At 69.4% G+C, this 18,438-nt stretch carries 12 protein-coding genes; 4 read left to right on the top strand and 8 right to left on the bottom strand.

Annotated features, from left to right (window positions below; translation table 11 throughout):
• Window positions 1-19: 19 nt before the first annotated feature.
• The 7 genes from HNR01_RS22250 to HNR01_RS22220 form a co-directional block, all read right to left on the bottom strand.
• Complete coding sequence (locus HNR01_RS22250; RefSeq protein WP_183669894.1) at window positions 20-1,987, bottom strand: PAS domain-containing HWE histidine kinase family protein; 1,968 nt, start codon at window positions 1,985-1,987, stop codon at window positions 20-22.
• A 453-nt stretch (window positions 1,988-2,440) separates the two neighbouring features.
• Window positions 2,441-4,591 carry a TonB-dependent receptor gene (locus HNR01_RS22245; RefSeq protein WP_183669892.1) on the bottom strand — a complete coding sequence of 717 codons (2,151 nt, stop codon included), beginning with the start codon at window positions 4,589-4,591 and terminating at the stop codon, window positions 2,441-2,443.
• 149 nt (window positions 4,592-4,740) lie between these two features.
• On the bottom strand, window positions 4,741-7,353 hold the full coding sequence (locus HNR01_RS22240; RefSeq protein ID WP_183669890.1) for a DNA translocase FtsK: 2,613 nt from the start codon (window positions 7,351-7,353) through the stop codon (window positions 4,741-4,743).
• Window positions 7,354-7,605: 252 nt separating this feature from the next.
• Window positions 7,606-8,862, bottom strand: a complete 1,257-nt coding sequence (locus tag HNR01_RS22235; protein WP_017485449.1) for an outer membrane beta-barrel protein — start codon at window positions 8,860-8,862, stop codon at window positions 7,606-7,608.
• Between the two features lie 342 nt (window positions 8,863-9,204).
• Entirely contained in the window at window positions 9,205-10,701 is a 1,497-nt protein-coding gene (locus tag HNR01_RS22230) for an ammonium transporter (protein WP_183669888.1), read from the bottom strand.
• A gap of 130 nt (window positions 10,702-10,831) precedes the next feature.
• Window positions 10,832-11,170, bottom strand: coding sequence for a P-II family nitrogen regulator (locus HNR01_RS22225; RefSeq protein WP_026105669.1), 339 nt, complete (start codon window positions 11,168-11,170; stop codon window positions 10,832-10,834).
• A gap of 260 nt (window positions 11,171-11,430) precedes the next feature.
• Window positions 11,431-12,339, bottom strand: a complete 909-nt coding sequence (locus HNR01_RS22220; RefSeq protein ID WP_017485446.1) for an acyl-CoA thioesterase — start codon at window positions 12,337-12,339, stop codon at window positions 11,431-11,433.
• Between the two features lie 245 nt (window positions 12,340-12,584).
• Between HNR01_RS22220 and HNR01_RS22215 the strand changes: the two genes are divergently transcribed.
• Window positions 12,585-13,886, top strand: a complete 1,302-nt coding sequence (locus HNR01_RS22215; RefSeq protein WP_183669886.1) for an FAD-dependent monooxygenase — start codon at window positions 12,585-12,587, stop codon at window positions 13,884-13,886.
• A gap of 109 nt (window positions 13,887-13,995) precedes the next feature.
• Here the strand turns inward: HNR01_RS22215 and HNR01_RS22210 are convergent, their stop codons facing one another.
• Entirely contained in the window at window positions 13,996-15,684 is a 1,689-nt protein-coding gene (locus HNR01_RS22210) for a methyl-accepting chemotaxis protein (RefSeq protein ID WP_026105667.1), read from the bottom strand.
• A 434-nt stretch (window positions 15,685-16,118) separates the two neighbouring features.
• Here HNR01_RS22210 and frr point away from each other — a divergent pair, with 434 nt between their 5' ends.
• The 3 genes from frr (at window position 16,119) to HNR01_RS22195 (ending at window position 18,429) form a co-directional block, all read left to right on the top strand.
• Window positions 16,119-16,682: a ribosome recycling factor gene (frr, locus tag HNR01_RS22205; protein ID WP_017485443.1), complete on the top strand. Its 564-nt coding sequence runs from the start codon at window positions 16,119-16,121 to the stop codon at window positions 16,680-16,682.
• A 101-nt stretch (window positions 16,683-16,783) separates the two neighbouring features.
• Complete coding sequence (locus HNR01_RS22200) at window positions 16,784-17,563, top strand: isoprenyl transferase (RefSeq protein ID WP_183669883.1); 780 nt, start codon at window positions 16,784-16,786, stop codon at window positions 17,561-17,563.
• On the top strand, window positions 17,563-18,429 hold the full coding sequence (locus HNR01_RS22195) for a phosphatidate cytidylyltransferase (RefSeq protein ID WP_183669881.1): 867 nt from the start codon (window positions 17,563-17,565) through the stop codon (window positions 18,427-18,429). The genes HNR01_RS22200 and HNR01_RS22195 overlap by 1 nt, the downstream gene beginning before the upstream one ends.
• Window positions 18,430-18,438 lie beyond the last annotated feature (9 nt).

Here is an 18,438-nt window from a genome sequence, read left to right as displayed (position 1 = left end):
GGCCCGGCGCAGGCCGCGGTTACGCCGTGCTCATTTCGCCGAACCGCTCGCCCAGCGGCAGTTCGATGGCGCAGAGCAGCCGCGTCTCGCCGAGTTCGTAGCGGGTCTTGGCGTTGAGCGCGTAAGGCATTGCCCGCTCGATCAACTCGCGTCCGTAACCGCGCCGCATCCGGCTCTGCGCGTCGCGCGGCCGGCGGATACCCTCCTCGATCCACTCGACCAGCAGGCTTCCGCCTCCGAACGCATCCCTGTCGGCGCGCCACGTCACCGAGAGACGGCCGTTCTCGGTCGTCAGGGCGCCGTACTTGCGGGCATTGGTGGCGAGTTCGTGCACGGCGAGCGCGAGGGTCTGGACCGACGCCTTGCGCAGGCGCACCAGCGGGCCGGCGACATGGATCCGGTCGGCGAAGTCACCGCCGCCGAGCGCCTCCAGCTCGGTCCGGATCAGCGTGCGCAGGGTGATCGGCTCCTGCTCGGAGCGCGACAGCAATCCCTGGACCCGCGAGAGAGCGGCCAGCCGATCGTTGAACTGCTCGCGGAAGCGCTCGGTCGGGCCAGTTTGCACCATGGTCTGGTGTGCGATCGAGCGCACGACACCGAGCAGGTTGCGGGTGCGGTGCTGCAACTCGGCGACGAGGACGGATTGGCGCTCCTGCAGATCGTGCAGATCATGGATGTCCATGGCCGCACCGATCCACTGCGTGACCTGCCCCTCCGCATCGACGATCGGCGCCTGCCGCACGAGGAACCAGCGGTAATGTCCGTCGTGCCGGCGGATGCGCTGCTGCACCTCGATCAGCCGCTGCTGCTCGCGCCCGGCGCGGAAGACTTGGCCCGCCTTCGCGCGGTCGTCGGGATGGATCGCATCGATCCAGCCGCCGGCCTGCGACTGTTCCAAGGTCTGTCCGGTATAGGCGAGCCAGGCCTCGTTGAGGGAGTTGTGCTGCCCCGTCTCGTCGGAGCGCCACAGCAGAACGGGGATGAGGCGGGCCAGGGCGCGAAAGCGCTCCTCGCTCTCGTGCAGGGCCGCCTGGGCGATCTCGTCGCGAAGCCGAAACACCTCCTCCTGCGCCGCCTTCCAGGCCGAGATCTCCTTGGTGGTGGTGGCGACCCCGTCGCCGAGTTTCACCGCGCACTGGAAGAACCAGCCGTCGAACTGCTCGTGGACGTAGCGGCGCTCCGCCATCGATGGCTGGCCGGTCTCGGTCACGCGCTTGAAGGTGTCGAAGATGCCCTCCTGCACCACACCCGGATTCCGCTCCAGCAGGCTCTGCCCGGACACCTCGCCGTAGCGGCTCTCGGAGGTATGGTTGTTGAGGAGCCACTGGAAATCGACGATTTCGCCCGAGGCATCGCGCACGGCCTCGAAGACCTGGATCATGTCCATGGAGCTGTCCATGGTTGCCTTGAGCAGGTCGCGGCTCGCCTGAAGCTCCGCCGTGCGCTCCTGGACCTGCCGTTCCAGCTCGGCCCGGAAGCGCGCCTCGCTCTCGCGCAGGGCGCGGTCCGCCAGCACGCGGGCCGTGGTCTCGAACAGGGTGACTAGGATACCGGCCACTTCGCCGGAATCGTCCCGCAGCGGGCTGTAGGTCAGGGTGAACCACGCGTCCTCGAGGCTCCCCGAACGGGTCAGGGGGTAGACCGCGTCCTCGAAGGTGAAGGTCTCGCCTCGCCAGACCCGCTCGTAGATCGGTCCGTTGATGTGCCAGACCTCGGGCCAGCACGCGCGGGTCGGCTGTCCGAGCCCGGCCGGATGCTTCAGCCCCATCAGGTCGCGATAACCGTCGTTGTAGACCTGGATCAGATTCCGGCCCCAGAGCGCGATCATCGGAAAGCCGCATCCCAGGATCAGGCTGATCGTGGCCTTCAGGCTCGGCGGCCACGTCTCCGCGCCCCCCAGAGCCGTCGCCGTCCAGTCATACGCCCGGATCCGCTCGGCCATCTCGCCGCGGATCGGCTGCGCAGGTGGGCTGCCATCCCCATCCATCCTGCACCCCTGCACAATTGCCGACACCGAATTCCGCGCGTGGGAGGGTGACGACGTTCTGAGTCGCACCAAGACCACCACCGCATTCCACAATCGTCCAATAGAGGCAATATGTTCGCGAGGCACGACGGCGCCGTATACCCTCGACAGCCTCCGGCATGGTGAAGCGATTTGCCTGCGATCGAAGAATAATACCACACATCGACGACGTATGAGGAAAATAATCGGCGAGAGTATCCCAGCAAACGCTCATGACCGTACCGCACGGCCGCCAGCTCTCGGTCTTCTACGCTCTTACAGGGAAGGCTGACCGCTCGACGTGGCGGCGCCCGGGCGAGACCGGGTCGCTCGTCTGATGCGACGGCATGCTCGCCTCGGGTTGCCGCATCGTCCCGTTCGAAAGCCGGTACTCCTCGGGCCGATGCGCCGGCACCGATCGTCCGATCGCCTCCGTCAGAACCGTGCCGTGAGGAAGAGCCGCAGGTTGCGCCCTGGTAGCACCACCTCGTCCTTGCGGAAGGAGGCGGCGTTGCGGATCACGTCGTCGAGCAGGTTCGTGCCGCGCAGGCCCAGCGTCACCTCGCTCAGGCCGTGGACCGCGGGATCGAGCGGGCGGCTGTAGGCGATCTCCGCCTTGAGGTCGTTGTAGCCGGGCGTCGGCGTCTCCAGCGCGCCCGTCTGCGTCTGTGCGAAGGCATGGAGCAGGCTGACCTGGGCGAACCAGCCGTCCGCCCGTAGGAAGACGCCGCCGCCGACGCGGTGGGGCGGGATGCGGGGCACGAAGCTGCCGTCGTCGAATTGCGCCCGCACGAAGTCGTATTGGGCGCTGAGGCCGGCGAACCCGTCACCGACCGGCACGAGGTCGATCTGGCTGGCGATCTCGGCGCCCGCGAAGGTGGCGCCGGCCTGCGAGTAGGCGACCTGTCGCAGATCCCCGCCGCCGACGCCGCAGCTGCCGAAGGTGTCGCCGCAGGTGAAGCCGGTCAGGCGTTTGTAGACGAAGCCGGTGTAGCGCGTGACGTAGCCGGTCGCGTCGAGGCGGAACGGCCCGTCGGCCCGCCGGATCGCCACCTCGACGGTGCGGGCGCGCTCCAGCTTGAGGTTCGGGTCGCCGATCTCGAAGGTGGCGGAGGCCTCGTGCGGCCCGCGCGAGAACAGCTCGGGCGAGGTCGGCGCGCGCTCGACATAGGAGCCGGTCAGACTCGCGACGAAGCCGTGGGGCAAGTCCTGAAGCGCACCGAAGCTCGCGCTCTTCGGGGCGAAGCGGCGGGTGCGGCGCGATTCCACCGGCTCGTCGCCGGGACCATCGGGCAGGAAGTCCGAGGGGAACAGCGCCTGAGTACCGGCGACGCGGTTGCCCTCGACGCGGCCCGCCGCCTGGAAGCGCAGGCCGCCGCCGAGCGCCAGTTCCTCGAAGAGATAGGCCGCCTGGACCCGCGTATCGGTGGGGCGCAGCAATCCCCCTTCCGCGCCCGAGATGCGAAGCTTGCGCCGGTCGGCCTGGATGCCGAGCTGGCCCGTCAAAGTGCCGAGAGCTGTCTCGACCGGCACGTGGTCGAACTCGATCCGCCCCTCGACCGCGCGGTTCTTGAACACCGCCTCGATCCCCTCGACGCCGTTCGGACCGGTGCCGAATTCGTTGTGCCGGTAGTTCGAGCCGCCGGTCCAGAACCGGATCGCCGCGAAAGGCCCGTCCAGCGGACGGTACTCGCCGCGCGCCTGCAGCTTGTCCTGCACCGGATCGAGACGGGTCCGCTGCGACGCGGATCCGAGGCCGGGGATGCCGTAGACCGAATCGAAGTGGCTGAAGGACAGGCCGACGAAGCCGCGGTCGAACAGGTAGGAGGTGCCGAAGGCCCCGCCCTGGGACTCGTTGAAGGAGTTGCGTTGGATGCCGAGCGGCGTGTTGTAGTCGTCCGCCGCGCTTCTGAAGGCATCCGCATGGACGGCGACGTGGTCGCTGCCGGCATCGACGGTCGCGGCAACGTTGCGGCCGTTATCGACGGCCGAGTAGCCGGTCGTCACCCGGCCGGCGCTACCACCCGGCGGAATGCTCGTCGGAATGCGGTTGTTCTCCACCGAGACGACGCCGCCGACCGCCTGGGATCCGTAGCGCAGGCCGGCCGGCCCGCGGATCACCTCGATCCGGTCGTTGATCAAGGGGTTGATCGGAACGGCGTGGTCCTCGCCGAGATCCGACATGTCCTGCACCCCGGTGCCGTTCTCAAGGATGCGGACGCGGTGATTGTCGAGGCCACGGATGATCGGCCGCGAGGCCGAGCCCGGCGCGAAGGTGGTCGCCGACAGACCCGGTCTGTCGAACAGGGCTTCGCCGAGCGAGGTCGGCTGCGAGCGGGCGAGCTCAGCCCCGGAAACAACGGTCACGGTGGAGAAGCGGTCGGTCATCACCGGAAGCACGCCGGCCGAGCCGGCCGGATCCCGTGCCGAGCCCGTGCCCTGTCGCCCTGCCGGCTTGTCAGACGTCACACTGATCTCGTCCAGGGATACCTCCTCGGCCTGGAGCGGCGACGCGGCGAGACCGGCAATGCCCAGCCCGGCACCGATCCCGGTCCAGCAGCCGAGTCCATAGCGCTTCCTCGACATAAGACCTCTCACTCGAACTTATAGCTGATGCTATATTTTCAAGCGTAGCCGTTGTCGAGGGAGAACGCGCCGCCGAAACGCGAAAGCGCGCCGCCCTCGTTCGAGGGCGGCGCGCCGGGCGATGATTCGATGTGATGGTGAGCGTCGCGTCAGTAGTCCTGCGGCTCGGCCTCCACCAGGATCTCGCGCTTTCCGGCGTGGTTGGCCGGACCGACGAGACCTTCGGTCTCCATCCGCTCCATCAAAGAGGCGGCCCGGTTGTAGCCGATCTGCAGGCGGCGCTGGATGTAGCTCGTCGAGGCCTTCTTATCCCGCAGCACCACGGCCACCGCCTGCTCGTAGAGGTCGGCCCCCTCCCCCCCGCCGAACTGGCCGGCATCGAAGACGGGACCGTCCTCGGGGGAAGCGGCGCCGGCCGGGATCTCGCCCTCTTCCGCCGTGACGGCCTCGAGATAGGAGGGCCGGCCCTGGCGCTTGAGGTGGGCGACCACGGTCTCGACCTCGGAGTCGGAGCAGAACGGCCCGTGCACGCGCGTCGTGCGCCCGCCGCCGGCCATGAACAGCATGTCGCCCTGGCCCAGCAGCTGCTCGGCGCCCATCTCGCCCAGGATCGTGCGGCTATCGATCTTGCTCGTCACTTGGAAGGAGATCCGGGTCGGGAAGTTCGCCTTGATCGTGCCGGTGATGACGTCCACGCTCGGGCGCTGCGTCGCCATGATCAGGTGGATGCCCGCCGCGCGTGCCATCTGGGCCAGCCGCTGGATCGCGCCCTCGATGTCCTTGCCCGCCACCATCATCAGGTCGGCCATCTCGTCGACCACGATCACGATGTAGGGCAGCGGGTTGAGGTCCATGACCTCGTCCTCGTAGACCGCCTCGCCGGTGGTGCGGTCGAAGCCGGTCTGGACGGTCCGGGTCAGCACTTCGCCGCGGGCGCGGGCCTCTTCGAGGCGGGCGTTGAAGCCGTCGATGTTGCGCACGCCGACCTTGGACATCTTCTTGTAGCGCTCCTCCATCTCGCGCACGGCCCATTTGAGGGCGATGACCGCCTTCTTCGGGTCGGTGACGACGGGGGAGAGCAGGTGCGGGATGCCGTCGTAGACCGACAGTTCCAGCATCTTGGGATCGACCATGATCAGGCGGCACTCCTCCGGCTTCAGGCGGTAGAGCAGGCTGAGGATCATGGTGTTGATGGCCACCGACTTGCCCGAGCCGGTGGTGCCGGCGACCAGCAGGTGCGGCATGCGGGCGAGGTCGGCGATGATCGGCTCGCCGCCGATGTTCTTGCCGAGGCACAGGGCGAGCTTGTGCTTGGTCTCGACGAAATCGACCGAGGCCAGCAGCTCGCGCAGAAAAACCGTCTCGCGCTTGGTGTTCGGCAGCTCGATGCCGATCGCGTTGCGGCCCGGCACGACGGCGACGCGGGCGGAGACGGCGGACATCGAGCGGGCGATGTCATCGGCGAGCGCGATGACGCGGCTCGACTTGGTGCCGGGGGCCGGCTCCAGCTCGTAGAGGGTGACGACGGGGCCGGGGCGAACCGCCAGGATGTCGCCGCGCACGCCGAAGTCCTGCAGCGTCGCCTCCAGCATGGTGGCGTTCTGCTCCAGCGCCTCCGCCGAGACCTCGGAGCCGGGCGCCGGGTCGCGCGGACGGGCGAGGAGTTCCAGAGCCGGCAGCCGGTACTCGCCGGCCTCCGGGCGGGGGTCGGCCGGACGCGGGCGCGCCGCCGGGGTCTGCGGCAGCGGACGCGAGACGCGGGTGGGCGGCTCGACGGCGGGATCGTCGGTCTCGCCAGCGACCGGTGCGGCCCGCAGCGGAGCGGTTCGAACGGGCACCTCGTCGGCGTCATCGTCCTCCGGCTCGAATTGCGGCTCGTGCCGGCCCGTTGCGGCGGCGCGCTCGCGCGCCTGCGGCGCCCAGGGCGCGTCATCCGCGTCGGCGAAGGCCCGGCGGGCGGCGAGTGCGGGCGAGGCGCCGGCATAGGCGAGCCCTTCGCCCTCGTCGGCTGGCGCCTGCCAGGATTCGAGCTTGGTGCGCAGAGAGGCCCGGCCGCGCATGACGGCCTGGGCGAGCGCACCCAGCGACAGGATGCCGAGGCTCGGCTCGTCGGAATCGTGGCGCTCCTCGTGGGCCGCGGCCCGGCCGGCACGGGGCGCGGAGCGCGGCGCAGCGTAGGGCTCCTCCTCGTCCTCCTCGAAGTCCGATTTGGTCACGCGGCAGGCGGCGGTGAGGCTGAGGATGGCGATCGCCGCGAACAGGAAGCCGGCGAAGCTCGCCAGCGGCCCGACCAGCATCCGCGTGCCGGCAAGCAGCGCGTCGCCGGCCACGCCGCCCATGCCGGTGGGCAGAGGCCAGCGGGCCGTGGCCGGCACCGCGCTCGCGACCGCGCTCGCGCAGAGCACGCCGACGATCCACAGCGCGAGGCGCACGCCCCCATGCGGCAGGTCGCGCTCGCGCATCAGCCGCATGCCCCACAGCACAGGCGGCAGCGCGAGCATTATTGAGCCGAGCCCGAGGAGCTGCATGGCGAGATCGGCGACGACAGCGCCGGGGCGCCCGAGCACGTTGTGCGCCCGCTGGTCGGTGGCGTGGTTGAGGCTCGGGTCGTCGATCGACCACGTCGCCAGAGCGACGGTCAGAGCGACCGCACCGGTGAAGAGGATCAGGCCGCCGCACTCCGTCAGCCGCTTGGCCAGGAAGGGCCGCAGGCTGTCGACGAAGGTGTCATAGGGCGACGCGGAACGGCGGAGGGAACGCATGCGCAAACCGGTCCGGTGTCAACGATCCGGTAAGGCTAATGCGGGGCGGTTAACGGCGGGCTAAGTGGGTCCCACAAAGCGGACACCGCCCGCAGCGCTCGACATCGCCCGTCTGCCGGTGCGCGACGTCTTCAGGCGATCGTCCGGCCCTGCCCGGAAATGCAGGAAGCCCCGGATTTCTCCGAGGCTTCCCAGATTGGACCAAGTCCGGTTTCGTGCGATCCGGCTTCCGCAGGCGGATCGGCGCGTCCCTCAGAAGGTGAAGCCGGTCTCGACCAGGTAGCGCTCCTGCGAGCGCTTGGTGCCGTCGCGTCCGAAGCCGAAGCCGGGGGTGACGTCGTAGGCCTGCACCGTCGCGAACTCGCCGCGGACGAAGTAGCGGTCCCAGGTGAAGGTCGGGGTGATCGTGAACGAGAAGGCCGAGCTGCCCGGGCCGTACAGGAGGCTGGTCGCGCTCAGGGTGTCGAAGCGAGTGCCCGACTGCGCGATGTACTCGACGCGGCCGGCCAGACCGAAGTTCTCGTTGAAGGCGTAGCCGGCGAGCAGCGCGCCGCCCCAGGTCTCACCACCGATGATCGGGCTGAAGTAGTTATCCTTGCGCGCGACGTTGGTGTACTGGAAGTACGGCGAGATGATCCACGGCCCGTTGGCGTAGGTGTAGTTCACGCTGATGATGCTGCTGTTCTGCAGCGAGTTGATCGTCGCGAACTGAAAGCGCGGGCTGCGGGTCGAGGAATCGAAGTCGCTGAAATGCGTGCCGCCGTTGATGCCGATCGTGTTCGAGTCGTCGATCTTGTAGGTGGCAAGGCCGGTCACCCAGTTCAGCTCGCCCGAGTAGAACCCGTCATTCACCGAGACCGCCGCCGCGAACGGACCGCTCGCGTAGTTCACCTGAACGCCCTGGTTGATGAAGTTCTCCTGGTTGAAGACCAGACCGCGGGAGATGTTGAGGTTCTGGTAGGAGAACAGCAGCTCGGAGCCGATGTTGGTGAACATCCGGCCGGCCTGGATCGACCACTCATCGTTGATCTGCCACTTGCCGAAGGCGACCGGCACCGGGCCGAACAGCGACTGGGTCTGCTCGAACGAGGAGTAGAGCGGCAGGCCGAGCGCCGGAATCGAGTACAGGCCGGCATGGACGTAGAACTGCAGGGGGCCGTCGGCCTTCTGGATCCAGCCCTGGAGGTTCGTGAAATCGACGCGGCCGTAGCGGTCCTGCTCGGCGCTCGGCGAGAGAATGCCGAAGGCGTTGGTCTGGGAATAGGCGAAGCCGGTGATCGCGCCGCCGACATAGATGTCGCCCAGTCCCGTGACGAAGCAGGCCGGGTTCGGGTTCGCCTTGATGAGGCCGCCGAAGGTCGGGGTCGAGATCGCAGCTTTACAATGCTCCTCGACGACAACAGGCGCCGGTGCGGCGGCGGGCATGTCGGCGGCGAGAACCGGCAGTGCGGTGGCGCTCAGCGTGGAGAGTGCCGCGCCCGCGGCCAGAAGCTTTGTTTTGATTGTCATTGCGGTCAGCCCCAAGTTCGATACGGCCAAGGTGCCGAACTCGACGCCGCGCCGCAAAATGAAGTTTTGCGCAAGTGCCCAATTTTTAATCAGTTTCGAGCCACAGCAACCTGTGCGCGGAAAATGTTGCGTTGAGGCAACATTTTCGGGGCCGGCGGGTGTCAACTTTTCCGCGAAAATCGGCTGTCATCTTCACGATCAATTAACCAAAAGGCCACGGGACGCCGAGGCGGCGACATATGACGGCCAAGCCCGACTCAGCTGACCGGGCCAAAAAAAGGCCCCGGCGCGACGCGCCGAGGCCTCCTTTCACCGGGATCCGCCGTACTGGCGGGCCAGCACTCAGTAGTTGTAGGCGCGCTCGCCGTGATCGGCGATGTCGAGACCCTCGCGCTCCTCCTCCTGCGTCACACGCAGGCCGATCGTCAGATCGACGAGCTTGTAGAGGATCGCCGAGCCGATGCCCGACCAGAGGATGGTGAAGCCGACCGCCTTCGCCTGAACGATGAGCTGAGCCATCATGTCGTAGGCGCCGAGGGTCAGCTCGCCGGGCTTGGTGGTGTAGTCGGGGATGCCGGCACCGCCGAGGTCGGTCGAGACCAGGATGCCCGTGGCGAGGGCGCCGATGATGCCGCCGATGCAGTGCACGCCGAACACGTCGAGGGAGTCGTCGTAGCCGAGCGCGTTCTTCACGGTGGAGCACATCACGAAGCAGGCGGCGCCCGCGACGAGGCCGAGCACGATCGAGCCCATCGGGCCGGCGAAGCCCGCGGCCGGGGTGACGGCGACGAGGCCGGCGATGGCGCCCGAGAGCATGCCGAGCAGCGACGGCTTGCCCTTGGCGGCCCATTCCACGAACAGCCAGGACACGGCGGCGGCGGCGGTGGCGACGAAGGTGTTGATCATCGCCAGACCGGTGGTGCCGTTCGCCTCGAGGTTCGAGCCGGCGTTGAAGCCGAACCAGCCGACCCACAGGAGCGAGGCGCCGATCGTGGTCATGGTCAGCGAGTGCGGGGCGAGCAGGTCACGGCCGTAGCCGATGCGCTTGCCGAGCATCAGGCAGCCGACGAGGCCAGCGATACCCGCGTTGATGTGAACGACGGTGCCGCCGGCGAAGTCGAGGGCGCCCCACTTGAACAGCATGCCGGCATCGCCGATCACCGCATCGTACTCGGCCTTGGCCGCGGCATTGGCCTCGCCCCCGGCGGCGGCGAGCTTGCGGGCCGCGTCGGCGAAGACGTCCGGACCGCCCCAGTACCAGACCATGTGGGCCATCGGGAAGTAGATCAGGGTGACCCAGAGGATCGTGAAGACGACCAGCGCCGAGAACTTCATCCGCTCGGCGAAGGCGCCGACGATGAGGCCGGGCGTGATCATCGCGAACGTCATCTGGAAGCAGATATAGACGTATTCGGGGATCACGACGCCGTTGGAGAAGGTGGCGGCGACCGAGTTGGGATCGACGCCCTTGAGGAAGGCCTTCGAGAAGCCGCCGACGAAATCGTTGAGGCCGCCGCCGTTGGTGAAGGCGAGGCTGTAGCCGTAGGTGACCCACAGGAGGCAGACGATCGAGGCGATCGCGAAGACCTGGGTCAGCACCGAGAGCATGTTCTTGGTGCGCACGAGGCCGCCGTAGAACAGGGCGAGGCCGGGCACCGTCATCAGCAGGACGAGGACCGCCGAGATCAGCATCCACGCGGTGTCGCCCTTGTTGGGCACCGGGGCGGCGGCGGTGACGGCGGGCTCGACCGCCGGCGCCTGCGCGAGCGACGGCTCGACGAGGAGGAGGCCGAGGGCGGCTCCTCCCAGCCCGAGCGCGAGAAGGTTACGAGGTTTCATGGACAGGAAGCTCCTGATCGCCGTGCGTCAAGCATTGAGGAGAGTGGAGGCGGCGCGGCCGGGCGCGTTCCGCCGGAACGGGTGATGAGCCGTCGGGGTATCGGAGAGAGAACCGGTGCGGGACGGGCTCTCAGAGCGCGTCGGCGTCGGTCTCGCCGGTGCGGATGCGGACCGCCTTTTCCAGCGGCATCACGAAGATCTTGCCGTCGCCGATCTGTCCCGTGCGGGCGGCGCCCGCGATCGTGTCGATCACGTTCGTCACGAGGTCGGCCGCGACCGCCACCTCGATCTTCAGCTTGGGGAGGAAGCTCACGGCGTACTCGGCACCGCGATAGATCTCGGTGTGGCCCTTCTGCCGACCGTAGCCCTTGACCTCGGTCACGGTCAGGCCGTGAACGCCGATCCCGGTCAGGGCGTCGCGGACCTCCTCCAACTTGAACGGCTTGATGATCGCCATCACGATTTTCATGGGCGGCGCCCCCTTTGTTCTGCCTTCTCACCGCCGGCCGCGCACCGGCCGAGACCCAGCGGTTCCGCAGGGATCGGGATGACCCTGCGACCGCGCGCCTTCATTCAAGGACCGTGCCAGACGGAACCATTTTCGGTCTCGCTCTTCTGCCCAGAACGTGAGCGAGCACTGGCGCCACGCCGAGCAGCTTGGCCGCGAAAACTGCCATATTATTAGACAATCAGCCTTCCACTTCGGCAAATCCGCTCGCGCTGCCCGTGTCAGGGGCGGCGCTGGCGGATCAGACCTTCCTGCGCGACCGACGCGATGAGGTGTCCGTCCTCGTCGTGGAAGGTGCCGCGGGCGAAGCCGAGTCCGCCCGAGGCGCTCGGGCTGTCCTGCGAATAGAGCAGCCAGGAATCGGCCCGGAACGGCCGGTGGAACCAGAGGGCGTGGTCGAGGCTCGCCGACTGGATCTCGGGGTCGAACACGGTGCGGCCGTGGGGGATCAGCGTCGCGTCGAGCAGGGTCATGTCCGAAGCGTAGGCGAGCACCGCCCGATGCACCGCCGGATCCTCCGGCAGGGGCTTCGTCGCGCGCATCCAGACATGGTAGCGGGCGGGCCCCGGCGCGCGGTCGCGGTAGCGCTCGGTCTCGACCGGCCGCAACTCGATCGGCCAGGCCTGCGTGAAATAGGCGAGCATCGGCTCGGGCACGATGCTGCCGCCCTCCCGGACGAGGGTCCGCGCATCCGCCAGCTCACCGGGTCCCGGCACCTCGGGGAGCCCTGCGGCGTGTTCGACACCCGCCTCTGCCAGATGGAACGACACCGACATGGCGAAGATCGCCCGGCCCTTCTGGATCGCCTTGACCCGGCGCGTGGTGAAGCTGCCGCCGTCGCGGATGCGCTCGACCTCGTAGACGATCGGCACCGCGGGGTCGCCGCCGAGGAGGAAATAGGCGTGCAGCGAGTGGGGCGGGCGGGATGCCTCGACGGTGCGGGACGCCGCGACCAGCGCCTGGGCCACGACCTGCCCGCCGAAGACCCGCGGCCAGCCGATCCGGGGGCTGATGCCGCGGAACAGATCGGTCTCCAGGCGCTCCAAGTCGAGGATCGACAGAAGCGCGTCGACGGGATCGGGCCGGAGGGCTTCGGACGTGGCGGCTTCGGACGTGGCGGCTTCGGACATGACGGCTTCTGCGGCTCTGGGACGGCGGGTGACGATGAGGGGCGGTCCCGACTCGGGGCGCGCCCGACGCACATAGCGGCTCGGCCCGGCGATGCCACGCGGGGCGCTCGCCCCCGGGAAACATCTCCGGCTGCGTGAATGGGGACACTGCCACCGGGATCGCGTACGCGCGGCGCGCGCGCTATGTGAAGCGCAGCGGCACGCCTCGTCGGAGGCGGCCGCGGTGCCGAGGACGAGGAGCGCCGATGAGCACGACGGATCGCCATCCCGGCAACTTCACCGGCCATCGTCCCGGAAGCCGCCGCCTGCTCGTCGCCGGAGCGGGCATCGCCAGCCTCGCCCTGGCGGTCGCCCTGAAGCGGACGCACGGCCCCGCTCTCGACGTCATGCTCTGCGATCCCGGCCTGAACGCGGGTGCCGCGCGCCACCGCGGGCGCGCCTACGCCGTCGCGGCGGGGCCGCGGCGGATGTTCGAGCAGATCGACGTGTGGCCGCGGATCGAACCGGCGGCGGAGCCCATGCGCCGGCTCGTCATCAGCGACAGCCGCGTCGGCGATCCGGTGCGGCCGGTCTTCCTCACCTTCGGCGACGGGACCGAGGCGCGCCGGGACGCGGGCGCGGAGGGCGAGCCCTTCGCTCATATGGTCGAGGCCGAGCCGATGGTCAGCGCGCTGCTCGATGCCGCGCGCGAGGCGGGCGTCCGGCTCGTCGCCGCGGGGGTCCGCGCCGCTGCGCCCGGTCCGCGGGCGAGCCGGGTCACCTTGAGCGACGGCAGCACGGAAGAGGTCGCCCTGGTGGTCGCCGCCGACGGGGCGCGCTCGGCCCTGCGCGAGGCGGCCGGCATCGGCTGGGTCGGCTGGTCCTACCCGCAATCGGGCATCGTCGCGACGATCCAGCATGCCCGCGACCACGAGGGGCGTGCCTTCGAGCATTTCCTGCCGAGCGGCCCCTTCGCGATCCTGCCGCTCCGGGCGGGGGGCGCCCTCGGTCACCGCTCCTCCATCGTCTGGACCGAGCGCAGCGCCGACGTGCCGGCCCTGCTCGGCGGGGACGCTGCCGAAACGCTGGCCGAGATCGAGCGCCGGTTCGGGCCAGAACTCGGCCCCATCGCCCTGGAGCATGGTCCGAGCGCCCACCCTCTGCATCTCGGCATCGCCCGCAGCTTCCGGGCGCCGCGCCTCGCGCTCCTCGGCGACGCCGCCCACGTCATCCACCCGCTGGCGGGCCAGGGGCTCAATCTCGGCCTCGCGGGGGCGGCGGCCCTCGCCGAGGCGGTGACCGGTGCCCTGCGGCTCGGGCTCGATCCCGGTGCCGATGCGGTGCTGCGCGACTACGAGCAGGCCCGCCGCTTCGATTCCGTGGCGATGGCGGCGGCGACCGACGGGCTCAACCGCCTGTTCTCGAACGACAGCCTGACCCTGCGCCTCACCCGCGACCTCGGGCTCGGCCTCGTCGACCGGATGCCGGGCCTGAAGCGCTTCTTCATCGGCCGGGCCTCCGCCCTGCGGGGAGAGACCCCGCGCCTGCTGCGGGGTGAGGCCCTGTAGAGCGGTGTCGGCCTGTTCGAAGCCGACACCGTGACGGCCCGCCCGGCGCTTGAGCGGACCCGGATCCGCCGTCCCGAGAGCTCGGGCATGAGGCGATGGCGCGCGTCCGTCAGGCGGCGCGCACGGAGGCGAGGAACCGCGTGACCTCGGCCGAGAGATGCTCGGACTGGCGCGAGAGTTCGGAGGCCGATGCGAGCACCTGAGAGGCAGCCGCGCCCGTGTCCTCGGAGGCGCGGGCGAGGCCGACCATGTTGCTCGTCACCTCGGTCGTGCCGGCCGAGGCCTGACCGACGCTCGACACGATCTCATGGGTGGCGGCGCCCTGCTGCTCGACCGCCGCCGCGATGGCGGTGGCCACGGCGTTGATCTCGCGGACCCGCTCCGTGACCGAACCGATCGCACCGACCGCCTGACGCGTCGCACCCTGGATCTGACCGATCTGGCCCGAAATCTCCTCGGTCGCCCGCGCCGTCTGGCTCGCCAGCTCCTTCACCTCCGCGGCGACCACCGCGAAGCCGCGGCCGGCCTCGCCCGCGCGCGCCGCCTCGATGGTGGCGTTCAAGGCCAGAAGGTTGGTCTGGCTGGCGATGTTCGAGATCAGGCTCACCACGTCGCCGATCTCCGAGACGGCACCGCTGAGCTCCTGCACGAGCGAGACCGTCCGGTCCGCCTCGTTGACCGCCCGCTGCGCCAGATCCGCCGAGCCCGACACCTGCCGGCCGATCTCCTGCACGGAGGCACCGAGCTCCTCGGAGGCCGCCGCCACCGTGTTGACGTTGACCGACGCTTCCTCGGCCGCAGCCGCCACCGCGCTCGACTGGTTGGCGGTCTGGAACGCCGTGGTCGTCATGCTCTCGGCGGTGGCGTGCAACTCGGTGGCCGAGGCGGACACCATGCCGACGATGCCGCCGACCGCCTGCTCGAAATTCTCGGCCATCTGCCGCATGCCGGCCTTGCGCTGCTCCTCGGCCGAAGCGCGCGCGAGCGCGGTCTCCTCCTCCAGGGCCCGGGCGCGGATCAGACCGGTCTTGAAGACCTGAACGGCATCGGCGATGCGGCCGATCTCGGTAGCCTCCCCCTGATGCGCAACGGTGACGCTCAGGTCGCCGCCGGCCAAGGCCTGCATCGGCCGCACCACGGAGTCGATGCCGCGCGAGACACCGCGGACGATGACGAGGGCGAGCCCGACCGAGAGCAGGATGGCGGCGGCGATCGCGCCCAGAACCTGGATCTTGGTCGAGGCGTAGGCGCTGGTGGCGGCCACCTCGGCCGCCGCCGCGCCCTCGTTGTTGAGCTTGATCAGGGATTCGAGCGCCAGCGACGCGCGCCGCCGCGGGGGCACGGCCTCCGCTTCGTACAGGGCCAGGGCCTGCGCCTTCTCGCCCCGGCGCGACAGGCCCATGATGCGCTCGCCGACAGCGGCGAAGGCGCTCCATTCCTGCCGGAACGTGTCGTAGAGCTTGCGCTCCTCGGGCGAGCTGACGAGCGGCGCATAGGCGTCCGCGGCGGCGTCGAGCTTCTTGCCGCGCTGAACGACATCGTTTTCGACGGCGGCAAGGCTCTTCGCGTCCTCGGTCAGAACATGTCTCAGGAGGCTGGTGTTGTAGCGCCCCGTCAGTGCGTCGACGTCCCCGGCCGCGCGGACGCTGGGAAGCCAATTTCGCTCGATAGTTTGAAGATGCCCATTGATGTGAGACAGACCACCTAGGCTCACGATCCCCAGTGCGAGCACCAGAACCGTCAGTATCGTGAAGCTTCCGATCAGTTTCGAGCGGATAGACAGATTCCGGACAGGCACGGCATAGCTCCCGAAGCGACCGGCATTACATATGTTAGGTGGTCGCCGAGATTTTTTACCCTGAAATTACTAACCCAAGGTCACTCGGAGCATCGGTGGGATTAAAACGCGATCGGCCTTTCGAGCTGCCGACGAAGTCCCGGCCGACGATGGTCCAACCGATCCTCGCCCGGGCAACGAAGCGCCGAGCCGGGACCTTGCCGCCTCGGTGACGGGCCGGGCCGCGCGCTCTTCGCGAGGCCGGGGGCCGGGTGGATCGCCGCGCGGACGCGTCGAAGCGGGACCGTGTCGCTGGGTGGCGGCGGGGGCTCCTTGCGGATGCCGCCCGACCGCATTTGCGGCCACCCGGTTTTTCGTTCATGTAGCGGCACCGCGTGCCGGGCGCGTCCCGAGCGCGCCGATCTGCCACCCGAACGCATCGGGACTGAGAATCCATGGCCACACCGGAATTCGACCTCGGCGACATCAAGCGCCGCATGCAGGGCGCCGTCTCGTCCCTGAGCAAGGATCTGGGATCGCTGCGCACGGGCCGCGCGACACCGAGCCTGCTCGATCCGATCCAGGTCGAGGCCTACGGCGCGTCGATGCCGATGGCCCAGGTCGCCACGGTCAGCGTGCCGGAGCCGCGCCTGCTCTCGATCTCGGTATGGGATCGCTCGATGGTCACGAATGTCGAGAAGGCGATCCGCGAATCCGATCTCGGCCTCAACCCGATGACGGAAGGCCAGACCATCCGGCTGCGCATCCCCGAGATGAACGAGCAGCGCCGCAAGGAGATGGTCAAGGTCGCCCACAAGTACACGGAGGAGGCCCGCGTCGCCGTGCGCCACGTCCGCCGTGACGGCCTCGACATCCTCAAGAAGCTGGAGAAGGACGGCGCCATCAGCCAGGACGACGAGAAGCGTCAGGCCGCCGACGTGCAGAAGGCCACCGACGATGCCATCGCCGAGATCGACGGCGTGCTGGCCTCGAAGGAAAAGGAGATCATGCAGGTCTGACGCCCCCGACCTGCAACGTAGAAGGGAAGGATGGCGGGCCGTGCCGGGCCGCAGCACGGCCAGGGAGGCGGTCTAGGGTGCGCCAGGAGGGGGAGGCTGCGGTGGTTCGCTCGGAAGGCGCGCGGCAGATCGGGGAGGCGGCAGCTGCCGCCCCCGAGGGCGCGGCGCAGCCCGCACCGCGGCACGTCGCCATCATCATGGACGGCAACGGCCGCTGGGCCGCGAGCCGGGGCCTGCCCCGCTTCGAGGGGCACCGCCGCGGCGTCGAGGCCGTCCGCCGGGCCGTGCGCTCCGCCATCACCCTCGGCATCGACTATCTGACCGTCTACAGCTTCTCCTCCGAGAACTGGCGCCGGCCGCCCTCGGAGATCTCCGAGCTGATGGGCCTGCTCAAGCTGTTCGTGCGCAGCGACCTCGCCGATCTGCACGCCAATAACGTCCGCGTCCGGGTGATCGGCGACCGGAACGACCTCGCGGCGGACATCGCCGGCCTGCTCGACGAGGCGGAGACGCGCACCCGCGCCAATACCGGGCTGACCCTGGTCGTGGCCTTCAATTACGGCGGACGCCAGGAGATCCTGCGCGCGGTGCGGCGCATCGCGGCGGCGGTCGCCGAGGGGCGCCTGCGTCCGGAGGAGATCGACCTGCCGACGGTAACGGCGGCCCTCGACACCGCCGGCATCCCCGATCCGGATCTCGTCATCCGCACCTCAGGCGAGCAGCGGCTCTCGAACTTCCTGACGTGGCAGACGGCCTATGCCGAGTACGTGTTCGAGCCCGGCTTCTGGCCGGATTTCGACCACGACGCCTTCCTCGCCGCCGTCGGCGAGTATCGCCGCCGCGACCGCCGCTTCGGCGGCCTCAACACCGGGGCCGGCTGATGGCGCCGGACGAGGCGGCTCCTCCCGCGCCGGCTCAGCGGGCCCCCTTCGCCAACCGCGAATTCGGTCTGCGGGTGGCCTCGGCCCTGGTGCTCGGCGCGGCGGTGCTCGGCAGCCTGGTGATCGGAGGCTGGGCCTTCGCCGCGGTCTGGCTCATCGCCGGGATCGTCGGCGCCGCCGAATGGCTCACCATGACTCGCTCCGAGCCTCTGCTGCCGCTGCTCGGCCTCACCGGTGCGACGCTGTTCGCCGTGCTCGCGGCCGTGCTCGTCGGCACGCCGCTCTGGGTGCCGCTTCTCCTCCTGCTCGCCGGAAGCCTCGGCCTGTTCGCCCTCGGCCACGGTCCGGGCCGGCGCAAGCCGATCTGGGGCCTCCTGGGCGGCGCGGTGGTCGCCCTGGTGCCGACGCTGCTGCGGATCGATACCGCCATCGGCATCGTCGGGCCGGCCTGGATGTTCGCGGTGGTCTGGTCCACCGACAGCGTCGCCTACTTCACCGGCCGCCTGATCGGTGGGCCGAAGCTGATGCCGCGGGTCAGCCCGAAGAAGACGTGGTCCGGCGCGCTCGGCGGCCTTTTCGCGGGGATCGTCGGCGGCACCCTCACCGTGGTCGTCGCACGCGGGCAGGGCTGGGACGCGCTGCCCGCCGTCTCGCTGCCCCTCGTCGCGGCGGTGAGCGGCCTCGCTTCGATCCTGTCGATGGCCGGCGATCTGGTTGAGTCCGCCCTCAAGCGCCGCTACGGCGTCAAGGATTCCGGCCGCTCGATCCCCGGCCATGGCGGCGTCATGGACCGGCTCGACGGCTTCTTCGCCGTCGCGCTTCTCGCCGGCCTGTGCCTCGCCGCCCTGCGGCTCCTGAATGCCTGAACGGAACTG

It is taken from the genome of Methylorubrum rhodesianum, from assembly GCF_014199985.1.
GTDB classification, from domain to species: Bacteria; Pseudomonadota; Alphaproteobacteria; order Rhizobiales; family Beijerinckiaceae; genus Methylobacterium; species Methylobacterium rhodesianum.
The sequence above is the reverse complement of the archived record's forward strand: the minus strand, read 5'-3'. Positions and strand labels throughout refer to the sequence as shown.

What these genes read in the sequence shown, in the direction of transcription:
- HNR01_RS22250 (WP_183669894.1), bottom strand. Translation starts at nt 1,987, where the DNA reads ATGGATGGGGATGGCAGCCCACCTGCGCAGCCGATCCGCGGCGAGATG.
- HNR01_RS22245 (WP_183669892.1), bottom strand. Translation starts at nt 4,591, where the DNA reads ATGTCGAGGAAGCGCTATGGACTCGGCTGCTGGACCGGGATCGGTGCC.
- HNR01_RS22240 (WP_183669890.1), bottom strand. Translation starts at nt 7,353, where the DNA reads ATGCGTTCCCTCCGCCGTTCCGCGTCGCCCTATGACACCTTCGTCGAC.
- HNR01_RS22235 (WP_017485449.1), bottom strand. Translation starts at nt 8,862, where the DNA reads ATGACAATCAAAACAAAGCTTCTGGCCGCGGGCGCGGCACTCTCCACG.
- HNR01_RS22230 (WP_183669888.1), bottom strand. Translation starts at nt 10,701, where the DNA reads ATGAAACCTCGTAACCTTCTCGCGCTCGGGCTGGGAGGAGCCGCCCTC.
- HNR01_RS22225 (WP_026105669.1), bottom strand. Translation starts at nt 11,170, where the DNA reads ATGAAAATCGTGATGGCGATCATCAAGCCGTTCAAGTTGGAGGAGGTC.
- HNR01_RS22220 (WP_017485446.1), bottom strand. Translation starts at nt 12,339, where the DNA reads ATGTCCGAAGCCGCCACGTCCGAAGCCGCCACGTCCGAAGCCCTCCGG.
- HNR01_RS22215 (WP_183669886.1), top strand. Translation starts at nt 12,585, where the DNA reads ATGAGCACGACGGATCGCCATCCCGGCAACTTCACCGGCCATCGTCCC.
- frr (WP_017485443.1), top strand. Translation starts at nt 16,119, where the DNA reads ATGGCCACACCGGAATTCGACCTCGGCGACATCAAGCGCCGCATGCAG.
- HNR01_RS22195 (WP_183669881.1), top strand. Translation starts at nt 17,563, where the DNA reads ATGGCGCCGGACGAGGCGGCTCCTCCCGCGCCGGCTCAGCGGGCCCCC.